Here is a 19,199-nt window from a genome sequence, read left to right on the forward strand (position 1 = left end):
GATAAAGGTTATCAAGGAATTTATATGATTTATCCACATAGCCTATTACCGTTAAAAGCAAAAAAACGTTGTAAACTAGATCCTGAGCTAAAAACTTATAATCAAGAAATCAATAAAAGACGAATCGGCATTGAGCATGTATTTGGCAGCTTAAAAACCTTCAAAATCCTTGCAGAGCGTTATCGAAATAGAGGAAAAAGACTGGGTTTGAGATTCAATTTAATTGCTGGGATCTATAATTTGGAACTGAGCAAAAAATGATTTATGAAAGAGGTCTAATAATTTTAAATTTAGTTTAATAGGCTTTGTTGTACAAACCTAGCATAGACAACTAATTCAGCAATATACTTTCAAATTGAATAATTAAATACTTACAACCAACTCAATATAACTTTTGATTAATGTGTCTTTCTGTTTTGTCGAAAGCGTATTGTGACTAGAATTTAAATATAATGCAGCACCATACGTTATGCTCCAAATATAAGAAAAATAGTCACTCACTGATAGTAGGCTTTTTCGCAATTTTAGATGTGTCATTGCAATGCGTCGAATTGCCAAAATCCTTTTTTCACGTATTACATATAGCTCTTGAAACAAGGCTTTCAGATTTCTTTCTGTATTGGTAATTTTTTCTTCCAATTGGTGGAATTTAATTGTACGCAGGGCATCATCCAAATGAAATTTCATATATTTAGACAAATAGTTATGCATATCCCCATCATGTTGCATGGATATTTCAAGCAACCTTTTTTCATTTTTTATTAATATTTCAAGATATAACTGGTTTTTGCTTTTAATGTATTTATAGACAGTGCCTTTTGCCATACTCACTTGTTTGGCAAGGTCTGAAATCACAAGTTCGTGCTCATTATCAATGATGATTTGTTCTGCTACCTCTAAAATATGATGAATATTGGTCAAGTGTTTTTGCTGTTTATCTAAATTCATCATGAATAAACCACAATATTTATATAGGATTTTTTTCAGCAATTATATGTTTCAAACTCATTGATATATCCACCCTGCCATAAACCAGATATAAGCCTCAAACTTATAAGATTTATAGCAAGATGGATCATTTAATGAATAAAAGACCTATTAGAAATCATAAATTGCTGTGAAGTTAAGTCGGTTATCGATACCTGTTTTATCGTTGAAGGTTTTTCGCTCACCGTACATATATTCCAGACCAAAATTGACTGGTTTCACTGGGTTGTAGAATAAGTTAATCCAACCTTCTTTTAACTCAGCATTTTGAGTTTCATCATTATGTACAAGACGAGAGAATGCATTGTTATCATCTGCTTTCATATAGCCAAAACCTAAAGTTGAACGGATTTTAGGTGTGAGTTTTTGCGTTAAACCCACTGTAATGGCATCAAATTGATTGGCACGCATTTTATTATTATCATCAAACACATATGCCATGTTTGACCAAAGTAGATTTTTGGTATCGCCTTTTATGTGGTTATAGTCAACACGAACAAGGGTATTTTCTGTAGCTTGATATTTACCACCTAGCCCAACACCCCATGCCAAGAAATCATCACTTCCTGCATGGTTTGTCGCTTTTTGCGTGACAAAAGTACGTCCTGAAACGGCTGAACCATTATCAAACTTATAATTGATACGCCCCGTCGCTGATGGCAGTTTTAATTTTGCATCTGGGTCTGTTGTAAAATTCTGAGTACCTGTACGAGTTACCGTTTCGGCTTTAGAGTCTTCCAAACTAAATGCCAAATTCACATTTGGATTTACGGGAACCGAATATTTAATTTGTGGTACACGGGTCAGTGAGCCACCCACAGAAAGTGATGCATCCACCGTTTCAGGATAATATTCAACAGCGTTAAAGTTTGACCAAGTTTGACCCAATAACCATTGATCATAAGTCATATAAGCATGACGTATACGGAAAGTATCGCGACCCGCGCCACCGAAAAAATCCATTTCCACTTTACCGCCAACAGCATGATCACCCAGCTGTGGTGTTTTAAAATTAAAGCCGAAACGCGTGGCATTTAATGTACTTTGGAATTTATCTGAATTTTTACGCTCCTCAGCAGTGCCCTCTAACGGTACGCCGCTAATGAGGTTATACATAGTGCTTGGACCTTTCATTTGATAACTCATGTCAGCACGTACATTGCCATATAGTTCAAATTCAGCACCACCTTTTGTCGTATGTTGTAGTACAGGTGACGGCGCCTTTTGTGGTGTGACACTTTCAACCACTACAGGTGCAGTTGCTATTTTCTGCTCATTTAACTTTTGATCATAAACTTTTTGCTGTTGCTGTACTAACTCTTGCAAGGCTTGAACCTGTTGCTGCAATTGATCAACTTGCTGTTGCAAACTCAACTCTGCATGTGTCATTGATGTCAAAACCAACATTGACAAAGTGAGTGTGCTTTTAGCAAAAAACTGTACATTTTTTTTCATGGTAAAAATCCTTTTCTTCCCCAAATGATTTATTTCAGATATCCACGTTTTTCAGACCGAACAAAGCTATCGATAAACTCATTACAATTATTTATCGAATGGCAATGTTCGGTTTTTTAATACATCTTTTTAAGTATTAATTCGCCAATAATTCACGAATTTTGAATTTTTGAATTTTGCCTGATGGCGTCATTGGAAGCTCATCCCAAACTTCTAAGCGCTCTGGTAAATACTGATTGGCCAATTGGTGCGTCTTCAAAAATTCCAACAGTGATGGCAATGTCAGCTCATGCTCTGGATTTTTCAATTTCACAACTGCACATGCTTTTTCACCCATGCGTTCATCTGGATATGGAACCAAGGCAACAGTTGCGATCTCAGGATGTAAATAAATTAATGATTCCACTTCAGCGACTGGGATATTCTCCCCACCACGGATAATGACGTCTTTTTTACGACCTGCAATGCGGATATAACCTTGCTCATCCTGATAGGCAATATCACCAGTATCAAACCAATCCTCAGCATCGGTTTCATTCAAATGAGGACGTTTTAAATATCCGCCAAAATTTGAACAGCAACGAATCATCAGTGTGCCAGATTGCATAGGTGCAAGTGTTTCACCGTCATCACCAACAATTTTCACTTCAACTCCGGGCAATGGCAGACCATCGGTATTGAATGAGCGTTCGTCATCATCTTCTGGACAGGTCATGGTCACAGCACCGCACTCAGTCATCCCCCAAGCTGATATAACTTTAACCCCCATGTTTTGACGCGCTTTTTGCACCAAAGTACTTGGAATTGGCGCTCCAGCACATAAAAATAATTTCAAGCTATCGAGTGATTGATGCGATTCCATTACCGCTTCAGAAAGATCATTTAGAAATGGCGTAGAAGCCATGGTAAATGTCGCTTGGTGCTTATGAATCAAATCAATCGCAACATTGACATCCCAAACATCCAAGAGCACGGCTTTTGCTTTCAGCAGTACAGGCATAATTAAGCCATACATAAAGCCAGTCTGATGAGCCATTGGCGAACCCATTAAGATCACATCATCTTTATCTAAATGCAGACGTTTCGCATAAGGTACAATGTTGGAAAATAAAGTATTTGCCGTATGCATTACGCCTTTAGGTTCACCCGTTGTACCTGAGGTAAAGATTAATTGAGCAATATCATCTGCTGTAATCGTGACATCATTCAGTGTATTGAGAATTTGCGGATCTTTGTCTAAACCATGATTGAGCAGTAGTTTGTCAAAGCTGTTTTCACCTTCTCCACCAATGATAACAACATGCTCAAGGCTTGGTATATTACTTTGTAGCTGATTGGCTAATTTTTCATAATCAAATTTACGGAAAATTTTAGGCACAATAAACACTTTACTTTCTGAATGTTTCAACATAAATGAAAGTTCGCGCTCTCTGAAAATTGGCATCAGTGGATTCAGTACAGCACCAATACGTCGGCAAGCAATATACAGCAGTGTAAATTCCCACCAGTTTGGCAATTGGCAAGAAACGATATCTTGCTTTTGCACACCTAGTCGCTTTAAACCCAAAGCAATACGATTGACTGTATGCAGCATTTCCCGATAAGTAAAGCTGGTTTCAGACTGATTTTCCGTTTTATAGCTCACCAAACCAATTTTATCTGGATGCTGGTGTACTGCTTCATTTAATGATTGCAAGATGGTTCTATTTAACCAATAACCTGCTTGAATCATTTTTTCCCTGCGAGGGGGTAAAAGAACCGCATCGAAATCCATTCCGTAACTCCAATTTATAATTATCCAACCGTTTTACTTTAAACTATTTAACTGCAAGCTTTATGACAGCCTTTTTCTTTCAAACGTTGTCTATTAGCCAAAATAAACTTAGCTAATAGACATGTAACGCCTTTTGCTCTGCTTTATGCAGGAACAGCCTTACGACCTGCTTTATGTCGCGCAATAATGGTTTTCATAATTTGTGCAGTACCATCGCCAATTTGGAAACCGAGTACATCTCGCATACGTTGTTCCATTACACCGCGGTCATAACCTGCATGACCAAAGGTCAATAAGCATTGATGCACAACATCATACGCTAATTTTGGTCCCCACCATTTACACATCCCTGCTTCTACAGTATGTGGTAAGTGGTTGTCTTTCAACCATAAAGTTTGCAGACAAAGTAAACGTGCTGCTTCAACTTGGGTTTCATAGTCTGCCAATGGGTGAGAAACACCTTGGAACGCTGTTAAAGGTTTACCAAAAGCCTCACGCTGTGCCGCATATTCCCAAGCCTCGTCCAATGACACACGTGCGACTGCGAGTACTTGCAAACCAATCAATGCACGGGAAAAGTCAAAGCCTTGCATCACTTGAACGAAGCCCTTATTTTCCTCACCTAAACGGTGATTGACTGGTACACGTACGTTGTCAAAGAATATAGAACCTCGTCCAATGGCACGCTGCCCATGACAGTCAAAACGTGTTGTTGTAATACCTGGTAAATCCATAGGCACTAAAACTGCGGTTACTCCATGTGCACCAGATTCAATCGTACCAGTACGACCAAAGATGACTGATGCATCAGCCTGATCAGCCGCCGAAATGGAGGTCTTTTCCCCATTTAATACGTATTCATCGCCATCACGTTCTATTTTTAAACGCAGATTTCCTGCATCTGAACCGCCACGAGGCTCTGTCAATCCAATGGCAAAAATAGCTTCGCCCGCAGTCAATTTACGTAGCCAAGGCTCAACTACTTCAGGATCGCCATGTTCCGCCAAGATTTGACCATTTAAGGAAGCAAGCAAATTGATGTATGAAAAACTTAAATCTGCTTTGGCAACGGCTTCATGAATGATACCTGCCGCCAAACGTCCCATGCCTTGACCACCATATTGCTCTGGTAGCTCTGGAGCAATAAAACCCATTTCACCCATTTTTTTGACCAAATCACGATCAAAAATTCGGCTTTGATCACGCTCTAAAAAACCCGGTGCAATATATTTTTGCGCAAATTTTTCAGCAGTTTCGGCTAAGAATTCTAAATCTTCAGTGATGTAAGGATTTTTACTCATGGCGTATTCCTCCTTATTTAAAGAATTTACGGAATTCAGGTTTACGTTTTTCTTTCAACGCATTCACACCTTCACGCGATTCTTCTGTGTCGTAATACAATTTCAATGCATACATGCCCATGCCAGCAATACCCGCTTGATGTGCGGTATCCATGTTGAAGCTACGTTTAGCAATAGCAATAGCAGTCGGACTACGTTCACAAATTTCTTCTGCCCATGCTTGCACTTCTGCATCTAACTGATCTGCTGGTACACATTTGTTAGCTAGGCCAATATCAACAGCCTCTTGGCCTTTATAGCGGCGACATAAATACCAAATTTCACGCGCTTTCTTTTCACCCACAACACGTGCTAAATAAGCCGTACCAAAGCCCGGATCGACAGAACCCATTTTTGGACCAACTTGACCAAAAGTTGCATTTTCAGAACAAATGGTTAAATCACAAATCGTCGCTAAAACGTTACCACCACCGATTGCATAACCTTGTACGCGTGCAATGACTGGTTTAGGTACATCACGAATCGCCGTATGTAGTTCTTCCATTGGCAAACCAATCGTGCCACGACCATCATAATTACCATCATGTGCAGATTGATCTCCGCCTGTACAGAATGCTTTTTCACCTGCACCTGTCAGAACAATTGCACCAATTTGACGGTCATAGCCTGCTTTGTTTAGTGCACGGATAATTTCATCACAGGTTTGTCCACGAAAAGCATTCATTTTTTCTGGGCGGTTGATTGTGATCCATGCAACACCATTTTTTACTTCGTATAAAATATCTTCAAAATTCATGATCTTTTCCTTTCCTTGAAAACTACATTTAACTTTTACTGCATATTTTTGAGCGACTGAGAATGTTCTTCTTCCATCGTCCACAACAACTCACTTAACCATTCATGGTTAAACCGCCTGAAACGCTGAGTACTTGTCCCGTAATAAAGCTGGCATCATCACTTAAGAAAAATGCAATAGATGAAGCAAGATCATCTGGTTGACCTAAACGACCAAGCGGGATAGCACGAGTAAATGCTTCGCGAAGTTTTTCAGGGTTTGATGCACCTTCCGTAACACCTGCTAAAAGCGCGGTATCCGTTGGGCCTGGGCAAATTACATTTACAGTAATATTGTTGCGTGAATGCTCACGTGCTAGCGTTTTTGAAAATGCAAGTAGTCCGCCCTTACACGCTGCATAGACTGCTTCGCCAGATGAACCTACACGTGCTGCATCCGATGCGATATTGACGATACGCCCTTGGTTGCGTTCAACCATCCCTTTAAGCACTGCATGGTGCATATTCAACATGCCAACCAAGTTAATTTGGATCAGTTTTTCCCATTCTTCTGGTACTGATTTAATAAATGGCTTAAAGATATCCCAACCTGCATTGTTCACAAGACCATCGATTGGACCTAGCTCAGCTTCTGTTTTCTCAATCGCCTGATCGACGACTTGTTTATTGGTAATGTCGCACTGCACTGCAAATGCTTTACCACCCGCGTTTTGGATCTCTGTAACTAGTTTCTGTGCAGTGTCCATATTCATATCAAACACAGCGACTTTTGCGCCTTCTTGCGCTAAGCGTTTACAAGTCGCACTGCCGATACCACCAGCACCACCAGTTACAATAATGACTTTATCCTTTAGGCCTTTCATACCAGTATCCTTTCTTGTGTTATTCAGAACTATGATTTTCTAATCGATATATCCAACATAGACAAAAAGGAAATTAATTTCAATTATCCATTAACATATTTCGCTATACGAAATTAAAATAAATTTCTTTTTAACCAGATATCTCATTGTTATATATAGATATAGCTTAATTATTTACCATATATTTGCAATATTTTGTTACACATTTTGATGTAATATAAACACTTATAGCTAAAAATTGGAGAAAATCCTCTATTTCACAGTAATCAAAATCATAAATTAGCTTTTAATTACTTATGTATTTCGTATAGTGAAATACATTTATTCCAATTAAAAAATATTAATTTTCTGCTTTATCCATTTTCATCAAGCATAAAAAAAGGCACTACAATACATGTAATGCCTTTTTTAAATTTTATATTTTTTAAAATTGCGTTTACTTCTCCACTGTCCAACTAACAATGGAGAACCAAGAACGCTTTTGACTTAAAAAGGACTGATCAATTGCAAAATGCTGCAATGCCTGTTTGTGCTCGACCAAGAATCAGTGCATGTACATCATGGGTGCCTTCATAGGTATTCACTACCTCTAGATTCACCAGATGTCGTGCCACACCAAATTCATCTGATATACCATTACCACCCAACATGTCACGTGCAACTCGGGCAATATCCAGTGCCTTACCACAGTTATTTCGCTTAATCAGTGAAGTTCCCTCGACCGAAGCTATGCCTTCGTCTTTCATACGACCAAAGCGCAGTGCAGCCTGTAGACCTAGTGCAATTTCAGTTTGCATATCGGCCAGTTTCTTCTGAACCAACTGATTCGCTGCCAATGGACGTCCAAACTGTTTTCGGTCCATTGTGTATTGATGGGCTGTATGCCAACAGAACTCAGCTGCCCCCATTGCTCCCCATGCAATGCCATAACGGGCACTGTTCAAGCAAGTAAATGGACCGCGTAAGCCTCGTATTTCTGGGAAGGCATTTTCTTCTGGGACAAAAACATTATTCATAACGATTTCACCAGTGATAGAAGCACGCAGCCCAACTTTACCATGTATCGCTGGCGCGGATAGCCCTTCCCATCCTTTTTCTAAAATGAAACCTCGGATGTCACCAACATTGCCTTCTTGCGAAACTTCTTTGGCCCAAACGACAAATACATCCGCAATGGGGCTGTTGGTAATCCACATTTTGGCGCCTGTTAAACGATAGCCACCATCTACTTTTTTCGCACGTGTAATCATACTGCCCGGGTCTGAACCATGGTCTGGTTCGGTTAGACCAAAGCAGCCGATGTATTCGCCAGTTGCCAATTTTGGCAGGTACTTTTGCTTTTGTTCTTCAGAGCCAAATTCGTTAATCGGCACCATCACAAGTGAACTTTGCACACTCGCCATTGAACGATAGCCCGAGTCTACATATTCAATTTCACGTGCCACCAAACCATAGCTCACATAATTTAAACCCGCTCCACCATACTGTTCTGGAATCGTTGGACCAAGTAGACCCAGTTCACCCATTTCACGGAAAATTGAAGCATCGGTTTGTTCATGACGGAACTGTTCCAACACACGCGGCTGTAAACGGTCTTGGCAGTAAGCATGCGCAGTGTCTCGAATCATGCGCTCTTCTTCAGTCAGTTGCAGTTCCAATAAAAACGGATCTTTCCAGTTGAATTTAGTCGGTTTCATTTTGTTTTTCCTTCATTTATTGTGTTAAGCAGTCACTGACTTAATCATGTCGCGTGCAATAATAATTTGCTGAATTTGGGTTGTGCCTTCATACAAACGGAACAAGCGCACATCACGATAAAAACGCTCAATAGAATATTCACTGATATAACCAGCACCACCATGAATCTGTAAACAGCGGTCAGCTACACGGCCACACATTTCTGTTGCAAACATTTTTGAACATGACGCTTCTGTACTAATGTTCTCGCCCAAATCACGGCGACGAGCTGCATCTAAAACCATACATTTGGCGGCATATATTTCAGTTTTAGAGTCTGCCAGCATTCCTTGGATCAGCTGAAAGTTTGCAATAGGTTGACCAAATTGTTTACGTTCAATTGCATAATTTAACGCATCATCAAGCATCCGTTCTGCCATACCTGCGCTATAAGCAGCAATATGCAAGCGGCCTTTATCCAATACTTTCATTGCGGTTTTAAAACCAATGCCTTCAACACCGCCAATCAATTGGTCTTTATGTACACGGCAATTATCAAAAATCACATCACAGGTATAAGAACCTTTCTGTCCCATTTTCTTATCAATTTTACCCAGTGACAAACCTGCAGTGCCCGCTTCAACCAAGAACGCTGAAATACCTGCAGCGCCTTTAATTTCAGGATTGGTACGCGCCATAACAGTAAAAGTTTGTGCACGAGTTGCATTGGTAATAAACCGTTTAGTGCCATTTAGCACATAATAGTCACCGTCTTTCACGGCTGAAGTTTTTAGCGCTGCCGCATCTGATCCTGAATCTGGTTCAGTTAAACAAAAAGAACCAATAATTTCACCGCTAGCATAACGCGGTAAGTATTTTTGTTTCTGCTCTTCTGTGCCATCAATCAGAATACCGCTTGAACCAATACCATTATTTGTACCAATTAAAGAACGAAATGCAGCAGAGGTATGACCAAGCTCAAATGCCACACGCACCTCTTCTTCCATGGTAATACCCAAACCGCCAAACTCTTCTGGAATCGTCAAGCCAAATAAACCCATTTCTCGCATTTGCTGCACAATATGCTCAGGGATCGCGTCAGTTTCGTCGACTTCATGCTCAAGTGGACGCAATTCATTTTGTACAAAATCACGTAGTGTCGACAATAACTGCTCTAACATCTGTTCATCACGAATCATTTTTTTCTCCTAGTCCATTTTTAGGATTAGACTTCCTTTATTTATCAAAATAGTCATTTAATTTCGTTATACGAAACACGTTATCAACATTTCCTTATGGTGACAATTAAAATTCATCTAAATTATAAAAATAGTTACAAATTTTGGCCGTTTTCTGAAACATTTTATTTTTTATTGGCATTTAGATTGAACAATGTACAAAATTATCTTAAATTGTTTTGTGAATTAAGTTTTGCTATGCGGAATTTTAAAAAATGAACCAAAATTCAGTTGTTCAAATAGACTATGCTTTACCTTCCATTGCAATTATAAAAATCAACCGTCCTGAAGCTAAAAATGCACTGAACACCCAAGTGCGAAAATTGCTCGCAGAAGCCGTTGCTCAGCAAGTCGATAATGATGATATTCGCGTGATTGTATTGACAGGTGGTGATGACGTTTTTGCTGCTGGTGCTGATTTAACCGAGCTTGCGGAAGCAAGTTCTATGGATCTGTATTTACGCCGTACTGAACGTTATTGGCAAACGATTGCCAATTGCCCCAAGCCGATTATTGCCGCTGTCAACGGCTTTGCACTGGGCGGTGGATGTGAACTCGCCATGCATGCAGACATAATTATTGCCGGTCAAAGTGCTCAATTTGGTCAACCAGAAATCAAAGTCGGCATTATGCCTGGTGCAGGTGGCACCCAGCGCTTGGTACGTGCCGTTGGTAAGTTTCAAGCCATGCGCATGATCATGACTGGATGCTTAGTCCCCGCAGAAGAAGCGCTTGCCATGGGTTTAGTATCTCAAGTCACAGACGATGCTGAGACCTTAAATACAGCATATAAAATGGCTCAACAAATTGCCAAACTGCCAGCCATTGCCCTTGAACAAATTAAAGAAGTGGTATTACTCAGTGAAGATGTGCCATTAAACGCAGGACTATCACTTGAACGTAAAGCTTTCCAATTGCTATTTAGTACCGAAGATCAAAAAGAAGGCATGGCAGCATTTTTAGATAAACGCAAACCAAACTTTCAAGGTAAATAAATTGAGTTAGCTCGTTCTACTTCAACATTGTGGACAGCAGCTTATTGAGGTAAACATGGACAGATTAATCAAAAACATTGGGGTGATTGGTGCAGGCATCATGGGCATTGGGATTGTGCAAATTGCAATTCAATCCAATCATCAAGTCTATTTATACGATGCCCAGCAAGATGCTGCAAAAAAAGCATATGACAAACTCAATACCACACTAAGCAGATTGGTCGAAAAAAATAAAATTTCCCAAACCGACTTAGAACAATCATTAGCGAATTTACATATTGTTGAAAATATTCAGGAATTGCATATCTGTGATTTGGTAATTGAGGCCATTATAGAAAAATTAGACATCAAGCAAAGTTTAATGAAACAGCTTGAAGCTATTGTGCGTCCAGAATGTATCTTAGCGTCGAATACATCTTCCCTTTCAATTACTGAGATTGCAGCGCAATGTCAGCGACCAGATCGAGTGGTTGGTTATCACTTTTTCAATCCAGTACCATTGATGAAAGTGGTTGAAGTCATTCAAGGCTTACATACTGATACACAGATTATTGACCAACTCTCTGAACTCGCACGCTCGATGGGACATCGCCCTGTACGCACCAAAGATACGCCGGGATTTATTATTAATCATGCAGGTCGTGCATATGGAACAGAAGCACTTAAAATTTTGAGTGAAAATGTTGCATCGGTTGCTGAAATCGACCTCATTTTGAAAAAATCCTTAGGTTTTAAAATGGGACCTTTTGAACTGCTGGATCTGACTGGCTTAGATGTTTCCCACCCTGTCATGCTGTCAATTTACAACCAATATTATCAAGAGCCACGCTATCGCCCGAATGTATTAACGCAGCAAATGCTCATTGGGAAAAAACTAGGCCGCAAAACAGGTGAAGGATTTTATAAATACATTGATCAAGCCAAGCAAGAGATTGCAATTATTCCTAAGTACTCAGCACATCGTCATGATTTAAAAACAGTATGGCTTAGTACAGAATTTGACGATGATCATGAAAAACTCACCTCCCATTTAACACAAAAAGGGATTCAAATTAATCTCAATGCTCAGCCCAATAATGAAGACTTAATTCTAATTGCCAATTATGGCGATGACGCAACACATAGCGCACTACGTTTAGGCGTCAATCCTGAACAAGTTGTTTGTATTGATATGTTGGGAAATTTTGAGCAATGCAGCACTTTAATGCCTAGCCTGCTGACTCAGCCAAAAATGATTGAAGCTGCGCTGGATCTATTCAGTCAACCAAATGTTGAAGTCATAGTGATTGAAGAAAGCTCAGGCTTTGTTTCACAACGTATTCTTGCCATGGTGGTGAATTTGGCTTGCGATATGGCGCAGCAGCAAATTGCCACAGTTGAAGATATCAATGCCGCAGTGAAACTTGGACTTGGTTATCCATTTGGCCCGATTGAATGGGGCGATGTAATCGGCAAAGAAAAGATTTTAAGAATTCTCGAGCGTATTTCAAGTATCAGTCATGACCCACGTTATAGACCAAGTCCGTGGTTACAAAGACGCTGCAAACTAAATCTATCACTCAACTATCAACGCTAAATTTTTAGATTAAAAAACTTGAAGGAAAGAATGTTATGAATGCATATATTTACGATGGCTTACGCACGCCAATTGGTCGCCATGCAGGTAGTCTTGCCAGTATCCGTCCAGACAATCTTGCAGCACAAGTGATTAAATCTTTAGTGCAAAAAACGGGTATTGACGCCACTGATATTGAAGAAGTGATCTTGGGTAGCACCAATCAAGCGGGTGAAGATTGTCGAAATGTAGCACGCAATGCTTTATTACTTGCAGAGCTGCCTGTTAGTGTCGCTGGTCAAACTGTCAATCGATTATGTGCTAGTGGTTTAGCAGCTGTTATTGATGCAGCTCGCGCAATTCACTGTGGTGAAGGCAATCTATATATTGCTGGCGGTGTTGAAAGTATGTCACGTGCACCCTATGTTTTAGCCAAAGCTGAATCAGCTTATAGCCGAGATATAAAAATGTTTGATACCACCATTGGCTCTCGTTTTCCAAATCCGGCATTAACCAAAATGTATGGCAATGACTCTATGCCTGAAACAGGTGACAATGTCGCTGAAGCTTTTGGCATTAGCCGTGAAGAGTCAGATCGCTTTGCAGCAGCTTCTCAAGCAAAATATGAACAAGCCAAGCAAGATGGTTTTTTCAAAGATGAAATTTTGACTATTGAAGTACCACAAGGTCGTAAAGCACCGCCGAAAATTGTAGATGAAGACGAACATCCACGCCCCTCATCAAACTTTGAAGCATTACAAAAACTCAAGCCTTTATTTGAAGGCGGTGTAGTCACCGCTGGCAATACATCTGGGGTCAATGATGGCGCAGCAGCATTACTCATTGGCAACGAAAGTGTTAAACAAAAATATGGCTTACAACCACTGGCTAAAATTTTAGCTTCAGCTTCTTCGGGTATTGAGCCTCGTATTATGGGTGCTGGTCCGATTGAAGCTATTAAGAAAGCCTTAAAGCGTGCCAATCTCAGTCTTGATGACATGGATATTATTGAAATTAATGAAGCTTTTGCACCACAAGTTTTATCTTGTCTGAAAGGCTTAAATGTTGCATTTGATGATCCAAGGGTAAATCCAAATGGTGGTGCAATCGCAATTGGTCATCCATTGGGTTGTTCGGGGGCACGTCTTGCATTAACTGTGGCGCGTGAGTTAAAACGCCGTAATAAAAAATATGCAGTGATCAGCCTATGTATTGGAGTTGGACAAGGTTTAGCGATGGTCATTGAAAATACACAGCTAAACTAAATTGCATGAATTATGTGAAATTACAATTTTTATTGGTTCCGCTATACAGAAATTTAGGCTTCAAAGCCTCAAAAAGTTTTGTATAGCGAAATTTATTGTTATCATACATTGTGTATTGATTTAAAAAAGAACTGGAACACCATGAATCATCAAGATGAAATTGCTCTTGAGCAAACAGAAAAAAAAATAAATTTAGATGAAATTCGCCTTGATCCAATTTCACATATCCATCGCGAAAATAATCCGCAATTTATTGCTTCGCTTGCACGTGGCTTGGAAATTCTGCGTTGTTTTACCGCTACAACTCAAATTCTGGGTAACCAAGAATTGTCGCAATTAACAGGTTTACCGAAACCCACCATTGCACGTATTACCAATACCTTAGTTTCCCTTGGTTATTTGAAACAATTACCTAATTCAACCAAATACACCTTAGATACAGGTGTATTAGCACTCGGTTATGCTTCCCTTTCAAATATTTCTGCACGTATCCATGCGCGTCCTTATATGGAAGAAATGGCAAAGTATGCTCAGGCACCTGTCGCAATGGCAACACGCGACCGTTTAAATATGCTGTATTTAGATGTGGTACAGGCAGAATCGAATTTGACCATGCGCCGCCCGATTGGCTCGACCATTCCACTACACAATACCGCAATGGGACGTGCTTGCTTGGCTGCGCTACCAGAAACTGAACGCGAATTCATTATGGAAGCTTTAGCTAAACGCCATCAAGATGATTGGCCTATGATCAAACGCGGATTAGAACGTTCATTTCATGATTACCAAAACTATGGCTACTGTTTGTCTTTAAGTGAATGGCATAAAGAAGTGAATTCGGTAGCTGTACCAATGGTACATCCTATCCATGGTTTATTGGTCTTCAACTGTGGAGCGCCAAGCTATTTAGTCAATCAAGAAAAGCTTGAAAATGAAATTGGGCCACGTCTGATCTATATGGTTCAAAATATTCAAGAAGCTTTAAACGCACTTTAAAAAGATATTGTTTTATTCAGTCAAACATTCTCTTGAATAAAAAAACTAGTGCCTGTTGGGTTTGCTTCGTTTTACTTGATACATCCCAAATTAGTTTTCTTGACTCCATAGTGATCCATTAAAAAGCCAGACTGTATAATTACAGACTGGCTTTTTTATTTAGGTCTTCAAGTATCGTTAAATATGTGACACCAATTCAGGAACAACACTATTTAAGTCACCCACTAACCAGTAGTCAGCTACTGCATTAATTGGTGCTTCTTCGTCTTTGTTGATCGCTACGATCACTTTAGAATCTTTCATACCTGCCAAGTGCTGAATCGCACCTGAGATACCGACAGCGATATACAGTTCTGGCGCAACGATTTTACCCGTTTGACCTACTTGCATATCGTTTGGTACGAAGCCAGCATCTACTGCAGCACGTGACGCGCCTTGAGCAGCACCAAGCTTGTCAGCCAATGGGTCAAGTACAGTGTGGTAGTTTTCACCTGAACCTACACCGCGACCACCAGATACGACAATGCGAGCAGCAGTTAATTCTGGACGTTCAGATTTAACGATTTCTTCGTTAATGAACTTAGAAATACCTGCATCACCAGCAGAAGCAAGCGCTTCAACTGCAGCAGAACCGCCTTCCGCAGCAACTGGATCAAATGCAGTACCACGTACAGTTGCAACAACGATTGATTCGTCAGATTGAACTGTAGCAATCGCGTTGCCTGCATAAATAGGACGCTTGAATGTATTTGCTGAATCTACTGCAGTAATGTCAGTGATCATGCTGACATCAAGAAGTGCAGCTGCGCGAGGCAGAATGTTTTTACCAGTTGTTGTAGACGCAGCAAGAATGTGCGAATAGCCAGAACCGATAGAAGCAACTAACTTCGCTACGTTTTCAGCCAATTGGTTTTCATAAGCTGCGTCGTCAGCTAACAATACTTTGCTTACGCCCGCAACTTTAGCCGCTTGGTCAGCAACAGCTTGTGCGCCTGAACCAGCTACCAATACAGTGATATCACCACCGATTTTTTGCGCTGCAGCAACAACGTTTAAAGTTGCACCGTTTAGTGCTTTGTTGTCGTGCTCAGCGATAACTAAAATACTCATGATTTTATCCTTCTGTATTAGATCACTTTCGCTTCGTTTTTCAATTTTTCTACAAGCTCGTCTACAGACTTCACTTGTACGCCAGCTTTACGTTCTGCAGGCGCTTCAACTTTAACAGTCTTAAGCTTAGTTGCAAGGTTAACGCCATAATCAGCTGGTGACTTAGTATCAAGCGGTTTTTTACGCGCTTTCATGATGTTTGGAAGAGCTGCATAACGTGGCTCGTTCAAACGTAAGTCAGTTGTGATGATTGCTGGAAGTGCAAGTTCAACAGTTTGTAAACCACCGTCGATTTCACGAGTCACTTGTACTTTGTCGCCTTCAACTTTAACTTCTGAAGCGAAAGTACCTTGGCCTGCACCTAGAAGCGCACCAAGCATCTGACCAACTTGGTTAGAGTCGTCATCAATCGCTTGTTTACCAAGAAGGATCAATTGAGGTTGTTCAGCTTCAACAACACCTTTTAGGATTTTTGCAATTTCAAGTGCACCTAATTGGTTTTCGTCAGCTTCAACAAGGATACCGCGGTCTGCGCCAAGCGCCATAGAAGAACGGATTTGTTCTTGCGCTTCTTTAGGACCAATAGAAACAACAACGATTTCTGAAACAGTTCCTTTTTCTTTTAAGCGAACCGCTTCTTCCACTGCGATTTCACAGAATGGGTTGATTGACATCTTAACGTTAGTAAGGTCAACCCCACTATTGTCCGGCTTAACGCGAACTTTAACGTTGGCATCAACCACACGTTTTACAGCAACAAGAGCCTTCATGTAATCCTCGGCTGTTTTAGCAAAAGTAAATGTTGAGAAAAGTTCTTTTAAACTCTTCACTTTAAATTTTTTAGGTGCCCTATCTTGCAATGTGTTCGGCATTTCGGTCAAGTCACAATTACCGAAAGACCTGTAAAAAAGCGTAATTTCCTTGAACTTATCGTTCACATTTCTTAGAAAACGATGCAGTTATCTAAAATTCCTCATTATTTACTTATTTTTTAATCTTTGATTTTTATTATTTTTTTACTTGATTTAGCTCATCAAAAGATCTGATTTAATATCTATTTTCGATCAATCTTTTTGAAATAGAGCATTTTGACTACACATTCGGCAACATATCAGAACTTGTCATTTAGGATAGAAGCTCGATTTATTTTTGCAAAAAACCTGCTTACTGAGCCAAAAATTACAATTTATTGGCTTTCAATCTTTAGCAATGATTCTTTATTCAAAGAAAATTCATAAAAAAACCTCCGCATAACGGAGGTTTAAACGTTTAATACAGGCTATTAATTTGCAATAAGCCAACTTGCTGCTAATGCCAATAAGCCGCCTGATGTACCATCAATCCACTTTTGTTTACGTTCATCAATCTCTGTTTTTTGGGTAATTCGAGCAAAAATCAGACTCAAGCTACAATACACCACAAAGATTAAGCCGATAAATATAAATGACAGGATTAAACCTTGGCTTACGGTATTAGCTGATTTATCGATAAACTGCGGCAGGATCGCAAAATAGATCAGCATACCTTTAGGGTTCAACAATGCCGTGAAAAAACCTTTTTTTACTGGGTTACTCGCTGACTTCTCCTCAATCCGCAATGTGTTTTTGCTAAAGACAGAACGCAATAAATGCGCGGATAAATACAATAAATAAGCGATACCTAACCAACGAATGGTTTCAAATAAAATAGGGAAAGACACAATAATCGCGGCAATACCGAGCGCAACTAAAATTGAATGGACTAAATAACCTGAACACACGCCTACAGTTGCCATCATGCCCGCTTTTGCATCCTTACCCATCACTTGTGACAGGATAAAAAGCATATCTGGTCCTGGTGTGAAAATAAGGGGGATTACCGTTAAGGCAAACAATGCAAATACAGACATTTTCAATTTTCCCTTTCTATGTCTTGGAAAAGTAAAATTAGTATGTTTGAAAATGTATAAAATAGGATTTCAAATATTCTATAATAGACATTATATTTCGAATTAAATGCGAATTTATGAAGCTATCTTCTAAGTCTATTTCAGTAAAGCTTGATCGAATAGATAAAAGTATCATTCGTGAACTGCAAAATAATGGTCGAATGCAAAATAATGATCTTGCACGTGAAATTGGCTTATCCCCTTCGTCTTGTTTGCGCCGAGTCAAAATTTTAGAAGATGCAGGCGTAATTCAAAATTACACCACGGTTGTTGACCCACAAAAAATTGGATTTCAGCTCATTTTGTTTTCACGAATTTGGTTGGTTGGGCAAGATGCAGAAACTATTGATACCTTTATTGAGGCGATGAAAGAGCTTCCACAGGTCATGGAGTGCTATATTATTTTAGGTGAATGTGATGCCATGCTCAAAGTGGTGGTACCAGACTTAGAAAGCTATCGAAAATTCCAGTCGACGCATCTCACCAAAAAAAATGGTATTACCAGTGTTAAAACCGATTTACCGAGTCAAATTATTAAACAAAGTTTCCAATTGCCTTTGGAAGACTTGTAAAACTGAAAAAATATAAAGGCACCTCTTTGGTGCCTTTGGGTTCATTTTCAACAATCTTAGACTGTTTGGCTTTCTAAAAAATCACGATGTACATGACTAAGATCAATAAGTTCATACTTTTGTAAATCAAAAATACGCCAAATCGTTAAAGCATCTTCTTTACTGTCTACTGTTGGCGTCGCTTTGTTGCTCAACTGCCACTGCTTATCAGAAATCCAAATGTAGTACTCGCCTGTTTCAGCATTATATGCCTGACCTTTACCATCCGCATTAATTCCTTGAACCTGTGCACCTTTTGGTAGAAGCGCTTCTATTTCAGGCAAATTAATTTCAATAAAGTGTTTGATTTGGCGTAAACCATATCCTGCAAAAATTTCTTTTTGCTGAGTGGTTAATTGGTCATATTTTTCTTGAATATCTGAAATCATGGTGTGGCCTATATATTTTTAAAACAGTACAGCGTGCACAGTAAAAGTTGAATCAAATACATAAACTTTACTGTTATTTAGTTATGGACGATTTTTATACCCGAAAAATCGATTTTTTATAATGCGACAATAGTTCAAAACGCTTGTCAAATTTACCAATATATTTTCACAAGCTTATTTAATTTTCATGAAGCTCAATACTTGAGCTACTGTACCTCTTCCAATGCTTATTTATAGACTAGCAAAACCAATGCCAAATTG

18 protein-coding genes are annotated in these 19,199 nt (G+C 39.5%); 6 read left to right on the forward strand and 12 right to left on the reverse strand.

What is annotated here, in order from left to right:
• On the forward strand, positions 1 to 261 hold a 261-nt coding region (locus B9T33_RS16400), incomplete at its 5' end, for a transposase family protein (RefSeq protein WP_143224016.1).
• A 102-nt stretch (positions 262 to 363) separates the two neighbouring features.
• Here the strand turns inward: B9T33_RS16400 and B9T33_RS12860 are convergent.
• The 8 genes from B9T33_RS12860 to B9T33_RS12895 all read right to left on the reverse strand — a co-directional run bounded on the left by B9T33_RS12860 (position 364) and on the right by B9T33_RS12895 (position 10,051).
• Entirely contained in the window at positions 364 to 951 is a 588-nt protein-coding gene (locus B9T33_RS12860; protein ID WP_228145826.1) for a TetR/AcrR family transcriptional regulator, read from the reverse strand.
• 147 nt (positions 952 to 1,098) lie between these two features.
• The gene (locus tag B9T33_RS12865) at positions 1,099 to 2,442 is read right to left on the reverse strand and encodes a DcaP family trimeric outer membrane transporter (RefSeq protein ID WP_086179306.1); all 1,344 of its coding nucleotides are present in this window, start codon (positions 2,440 to 2,442) and stop codon (positions 1,099 to 1,101) included.
• A gap of 136 nt (positions 2,443 to 2,578) precedes the next feature.
• Positions 2,579 to 4,216 carry a cyclohexanecarboxylate-CoA ligase gene (gene aliA / locus B9T33_RS12870; RefSeq protein ID WP_086179307.1) on the reverse strand — a complete coding sequence of 546 codons (1,638 nt, stop codon included), beginning with the start codon at positions 4,214 to 4,216 and terminating at the stop codon, positions 2,579 to 2,581.
• Positions 4,217 to 4,359: 143 nt separating this feature from the next.
• Positions 4,360 to 5,517 (reverse strand): cyclohexanecarboxyl-CoA dehydrogenase, encoded by a 1,158-nt coding sequence (aliB, locus tag B9T33_RS12875; RefSeq protein WP_086179308.1) that lies wholly within the window; start codon positions 5,515 to 5,517, stop codon positions 4,360 to 4,362.
• Positions 5,518 to 5,530: 13 nt separating this feature from the next.
• Positions 5,531 to 6,313 (reverse strand): 2-ketocyclohexanecarboxyl-CoA hydrolase, encoded by a 783-nt coding sequence (gene badI, locus B9T33_RS12880; protein ID WP_086179309.1) that lies wholly within the window; start codon positions 6,311 to 6,313, stop codon positions 5,531 to 5,533.
• 94 nt (positions 6,314 to 6,407) lie between these two features.
• On the reverse strand, positions 6,408 to 7,175 hold the full coding sequence (badH, locus tag B9T33_RS12885; protein ID WP_086179310.1) for a 2-hydroxycyclohexanecarboxyl-CoA dehydrogenase: 768 nt from the start codon (positions 7,173 to 7,175) through the stop codon (positions 6,408 to 6,410).
• Between the two features lie 500 nt (positions 7,176 to 7,675).
• Positions 7,676 to 8,872: an acyl-CoA dehydrogenase gene (locus tag B9T33_RS12890; protein ID WP_086179311.1), complete on the reverse strand. Its 1,197-nt coding sequence runs from the start codon at positions 8,870 to 8,872 to the stop codon at positions 7,676 to 7,678.
• A gap of 24 nt (positions 8,873 to 8,896) precedes the next feature.
• Positions 8,897 to 10,051: an acyl-CoA dehydrogenase family protein gene (locus B9T33_RS12895; protein ID WP_086179312.1), complete on the reverse strand. Its 1,155-nt coding sequence runs from the start codon at positions 10,049 to 10,051 to the stop codon at positions 8,897 to 8,899.
• Positions 10,052 to 10,305: 254 nt separating this feature from the next.
• Here B9T33_RS12895 and B9T33_RS12900 point away from each other — a divergent pair, with 254 nt between their 5' ends.
• The 4 genes from B9T33_RS12900 (at position 10,306) to B9T33_RS12915 (ending at position 14,901) form a co-directional block, all read left to right on the forward strand.
• Complete coding sequence (locus B9T33_RS12900; RefSeq protein WP_086179313.1) at positions 10,306 to 11,085, forward strand: enoyl-CoA hydratase; 780 nt, start codon at positions 10,306 to 10,308, stop codon at positions 11,083 to 11,085.
• Positions 11,086 to 11,140: 55 nt separating this feature from the next.
• The gene (locus B9T33_RS12905; protein ID WP_086179314.1) at positions 11,141 to 12,661 is read left to right on the forward strand and encodes a 3-hydroxyacyl-CoA dehydrogenase; all 1,521 of its coding nucleotides are present in this window, start codon (positions 11,141 to 11,143) and stop codon (positions 12,659 to 12,661) included.
• A 35-nt stretch (positions 12,662 to 12,696) separates the two neighbouring features.
• The gene (locus B9T33_RS12910; RefSeq protein ID WP_086179315.1) at positions 12,697 to 13,905 is read left to right on the forward strand and encodes a 3-oxoadipyl-CoA thiolase; all 1,209 of its coding nucleotides are present in this window, start codon (positions 12,697 to 12,699) and stop codon (positions 13,903 to 13,905) included.
• A gap of 141 nt (positions 13,906 to 14,046) precedes the next feature.
• Positions 14,047 to 14,901, forward strand: a complete 855-nt coding sequence (locus B9T33_RS12915) for an IclR family transcriptional regulator (protein WP_086179316.1) — start codon at positions 14,047 to 14,049, stop codon at positions 14,899 to 14,901.
• Positions 14,902 to 15,078: 177 nt separating this feature from the next.
• Here the strand turns inward: B9T33_RS12915 and B9T33_RS12920 are convergent, their stop codons facing one another.
• The 3 genes from B9T33_RS12920 to B9T33_RS12930 all read right to left on the reverse strand — a co-directional run bounded on the left by B9T33_RS12920 (position 15,079) and on the right by B9T33_RS12930 (position 17,899).
• Entirely contained in the window at positions 15,079 to 16,011 is a 933-nt protein-coding gene (locus B9T33_RS12920; RefSeq protein ID WP_086179317.1) for an electron transfer flavoprotein subunit alpha/FixB family protein, read from the reverse strand.
• A 17-nt stretch (positions 16,012 to 16,028) separates the two neighbouring features.
• Positions 16,029 to 16,781 carry an electron transfer flavoprotein subunit beta/FixA family protein gene (locus B9T33_RS12925; protein ID WP_086179318.1) on the reverse strand — a complete coding sequence of 251 codons (753 nt, stop codon included), beginning with the start codon at positions 16,779 to 16,781 and terminating at the stop codon, positions 16,029 to 16,031.
• A 512-nt stretch (positions 16,782 to 17,293) separates the two neighbouring features.
• On the reverse strand, positions 17,294 to 17,899 hold the full coding sequence (locus B9T33_RS12930) for a LysE family translocator (RefSeq protein ID WP_086179319.1): 606 nt from the start codon (positions 17,897 to 17,899) through the stop codon (positions 17,294 to 17,296).
• Between the two features lie 116 nt (positions 17,900 to 18,015).
• Here B9T33_RS12930 and B9T33_RS12935 point away from each other — a divergent pair, with 116 nt between their 5' ends.
• A complete protein-coding gene (locus B9T33_RS12935; protein WP_086179320.1) occupies positions 18,016 to 18,510 on the forward strand; it encodes an Lrp/AsnC family transcriptional regulator in 495 nt (164 codons plus the stop codon).
• A gap of 56 nt (positions 18,511 to 18,566) precedes the next feature.
• Here B9T33_RS12935 and B9T33_RS12940 read toward each other — a convergent pair whose 3' ends face one another.
• Complete coding sequence (locus tag B9T33_RS12940; protein WP_416202601.1) at positions 18,567 to 18,938, reverse strand: hypothetical protein; 372 nt, start codon at positions 18,936 to 18,938, stop codon at positions 18,567 to 18,569.
• Between the last annotated feature and the right edge of the window lie 261 nt (positions 18,939 to 19,199).

The sequence above is a fragment of the Acinetobacter sp. ANC 5054 genome (assembly GCF_002135295.1).
In the GTDB taxonomy this organism is placed as follows: Bacteria; Pseudomonadota; Gammaproteobacteria; order Pseudomonadales; family Moraxellaceae; genus Acinetobacter.

What these genes read in the sequence shown, in the direction of transcription:
- B9T33_RS12860 (WP_228145826.1), bottom strand. Translation starts at nt 951, where the DNA reads ATGATGAATTTAGATAAACAGCAAAAACACTTGACCAATATTCATCAT.
- B9T33_RS12865 (WP_086179306.1), bottom strand. Translation starts at nt 2,442, where the DNA reads ATGAAAAAAAATGTACAGTTTTTTGCTAAAAGCACACTCACTTTGTCA.
- aliA (WP_086179307.1), bottom strand. Translation starts at nt 4,216, where the DNA reads ATGGATTTCGATGCGGTTCTTTTACCCCCTCGCAGGGAAAAAATGATT.
- aliB (WP_086179308.1), bottom strand. Translation starts at nt 5,517, where the DNA reads ATGAGTAAAAATCCTTACATCACTGAAGATTTAGAATTCTTAGCCGAA.
- badI (WP_086179309.1), bottom strand. Translation starts at nt 6,313, where the DNA reads ATGAATTTTGAAGATATTTTATACGAAGTAAAAAATGGTGTTGCATGG.
- badH (WP_086179310.1), bottom strand. Translation starts at nt 7,175, where the DNA reads ATGAAAGGCCTAAAGGATAAAGTCATTATTGTAACTGGTGGTGCTGGT.
- B9T33_RS12890 (WP_086179311.1), bottom strand. Translation starts at nt 8,872, where the DNA reads ATGAAACCGACTAAATTCAACTGGAAAGATCCGTTTTTATTGGAACTG.
- B9T33_RS12895 (WP_086179312.1), bottom strand. Translation starts at nt 10,051, where the DNA reads ATGATTCGTGATGAACAGATGTTAGAGCAGTTATTGTCGACACTACGT.
- B9T33_RS12900 (WP_086179313.1), top strand. Translation starts at nt 10,306, where the DNA reads ATGAACCAAAATTCAGTTGTTCAAATAGACTATGCTTTACCTTCCATT.
- B9T33_RS12905 (WP_086179314.1), top strand. Translation starts at nt 11,141, where the DNA reads ATGGACAGATTAATCAAAAACATTGGGGTGATTGGTGCAGGCATCATG.
- B9T33_RS12910 (WP_086179315.1), top strand. Translation starts at nt 12,697, where the DNA reads ATGAATGCATATATTTACGATGGCTTACGCACGCCAATTGGTCGCCAT.
- B9T33_RS12915 (WP_086179316.1), top strand. Translation starts at nt 14,047, where the DNA reads ATGAATCATCAAGATGAAATTGCTCTTGAGCAAACAGAAAAAAAAATA.
- B9T33_RS12920 (WP_086179317.1), bottom strand. Translation starts at nt 16,011, where the DNA reads ATGAGTATTTTAGTTATCGCTGAGCACGACAACAAAGCACTAAACGGT.
- B9T33_RS12925 (WP_086179318.1), bottom strand. Translation starts at nt 16,781, where the DNA reads ATGAAGGCTCTTGTTGCTGTAAAACGTGTGGTTGATGCCAACGTTAAA.
- B9T33_RS12930 (WP_086179319.1), bottom strand. Translation starts at nt 17,899, where the DNA reads ATGTCTGTATTTGCATTGTTTGCCTTAACGGTAATCCCCCTTATTTTC.
- B9T33_RS12935 (WP_086179320.1), top strand. Translation starts at nt 18,016, where the DNA reads ATGAAGCTATCTTCTAAGTCTATTTCAGTAAAGCTTGATCGAATAGAT.
- B9T33_RS12940 (WP_416202601.1), bottom strand. Translation starts at nt 18,938, where the DNA reads ATGATTTCAGATATTCAAGAAAAATATGACCAATTAACCACTCAGCAA.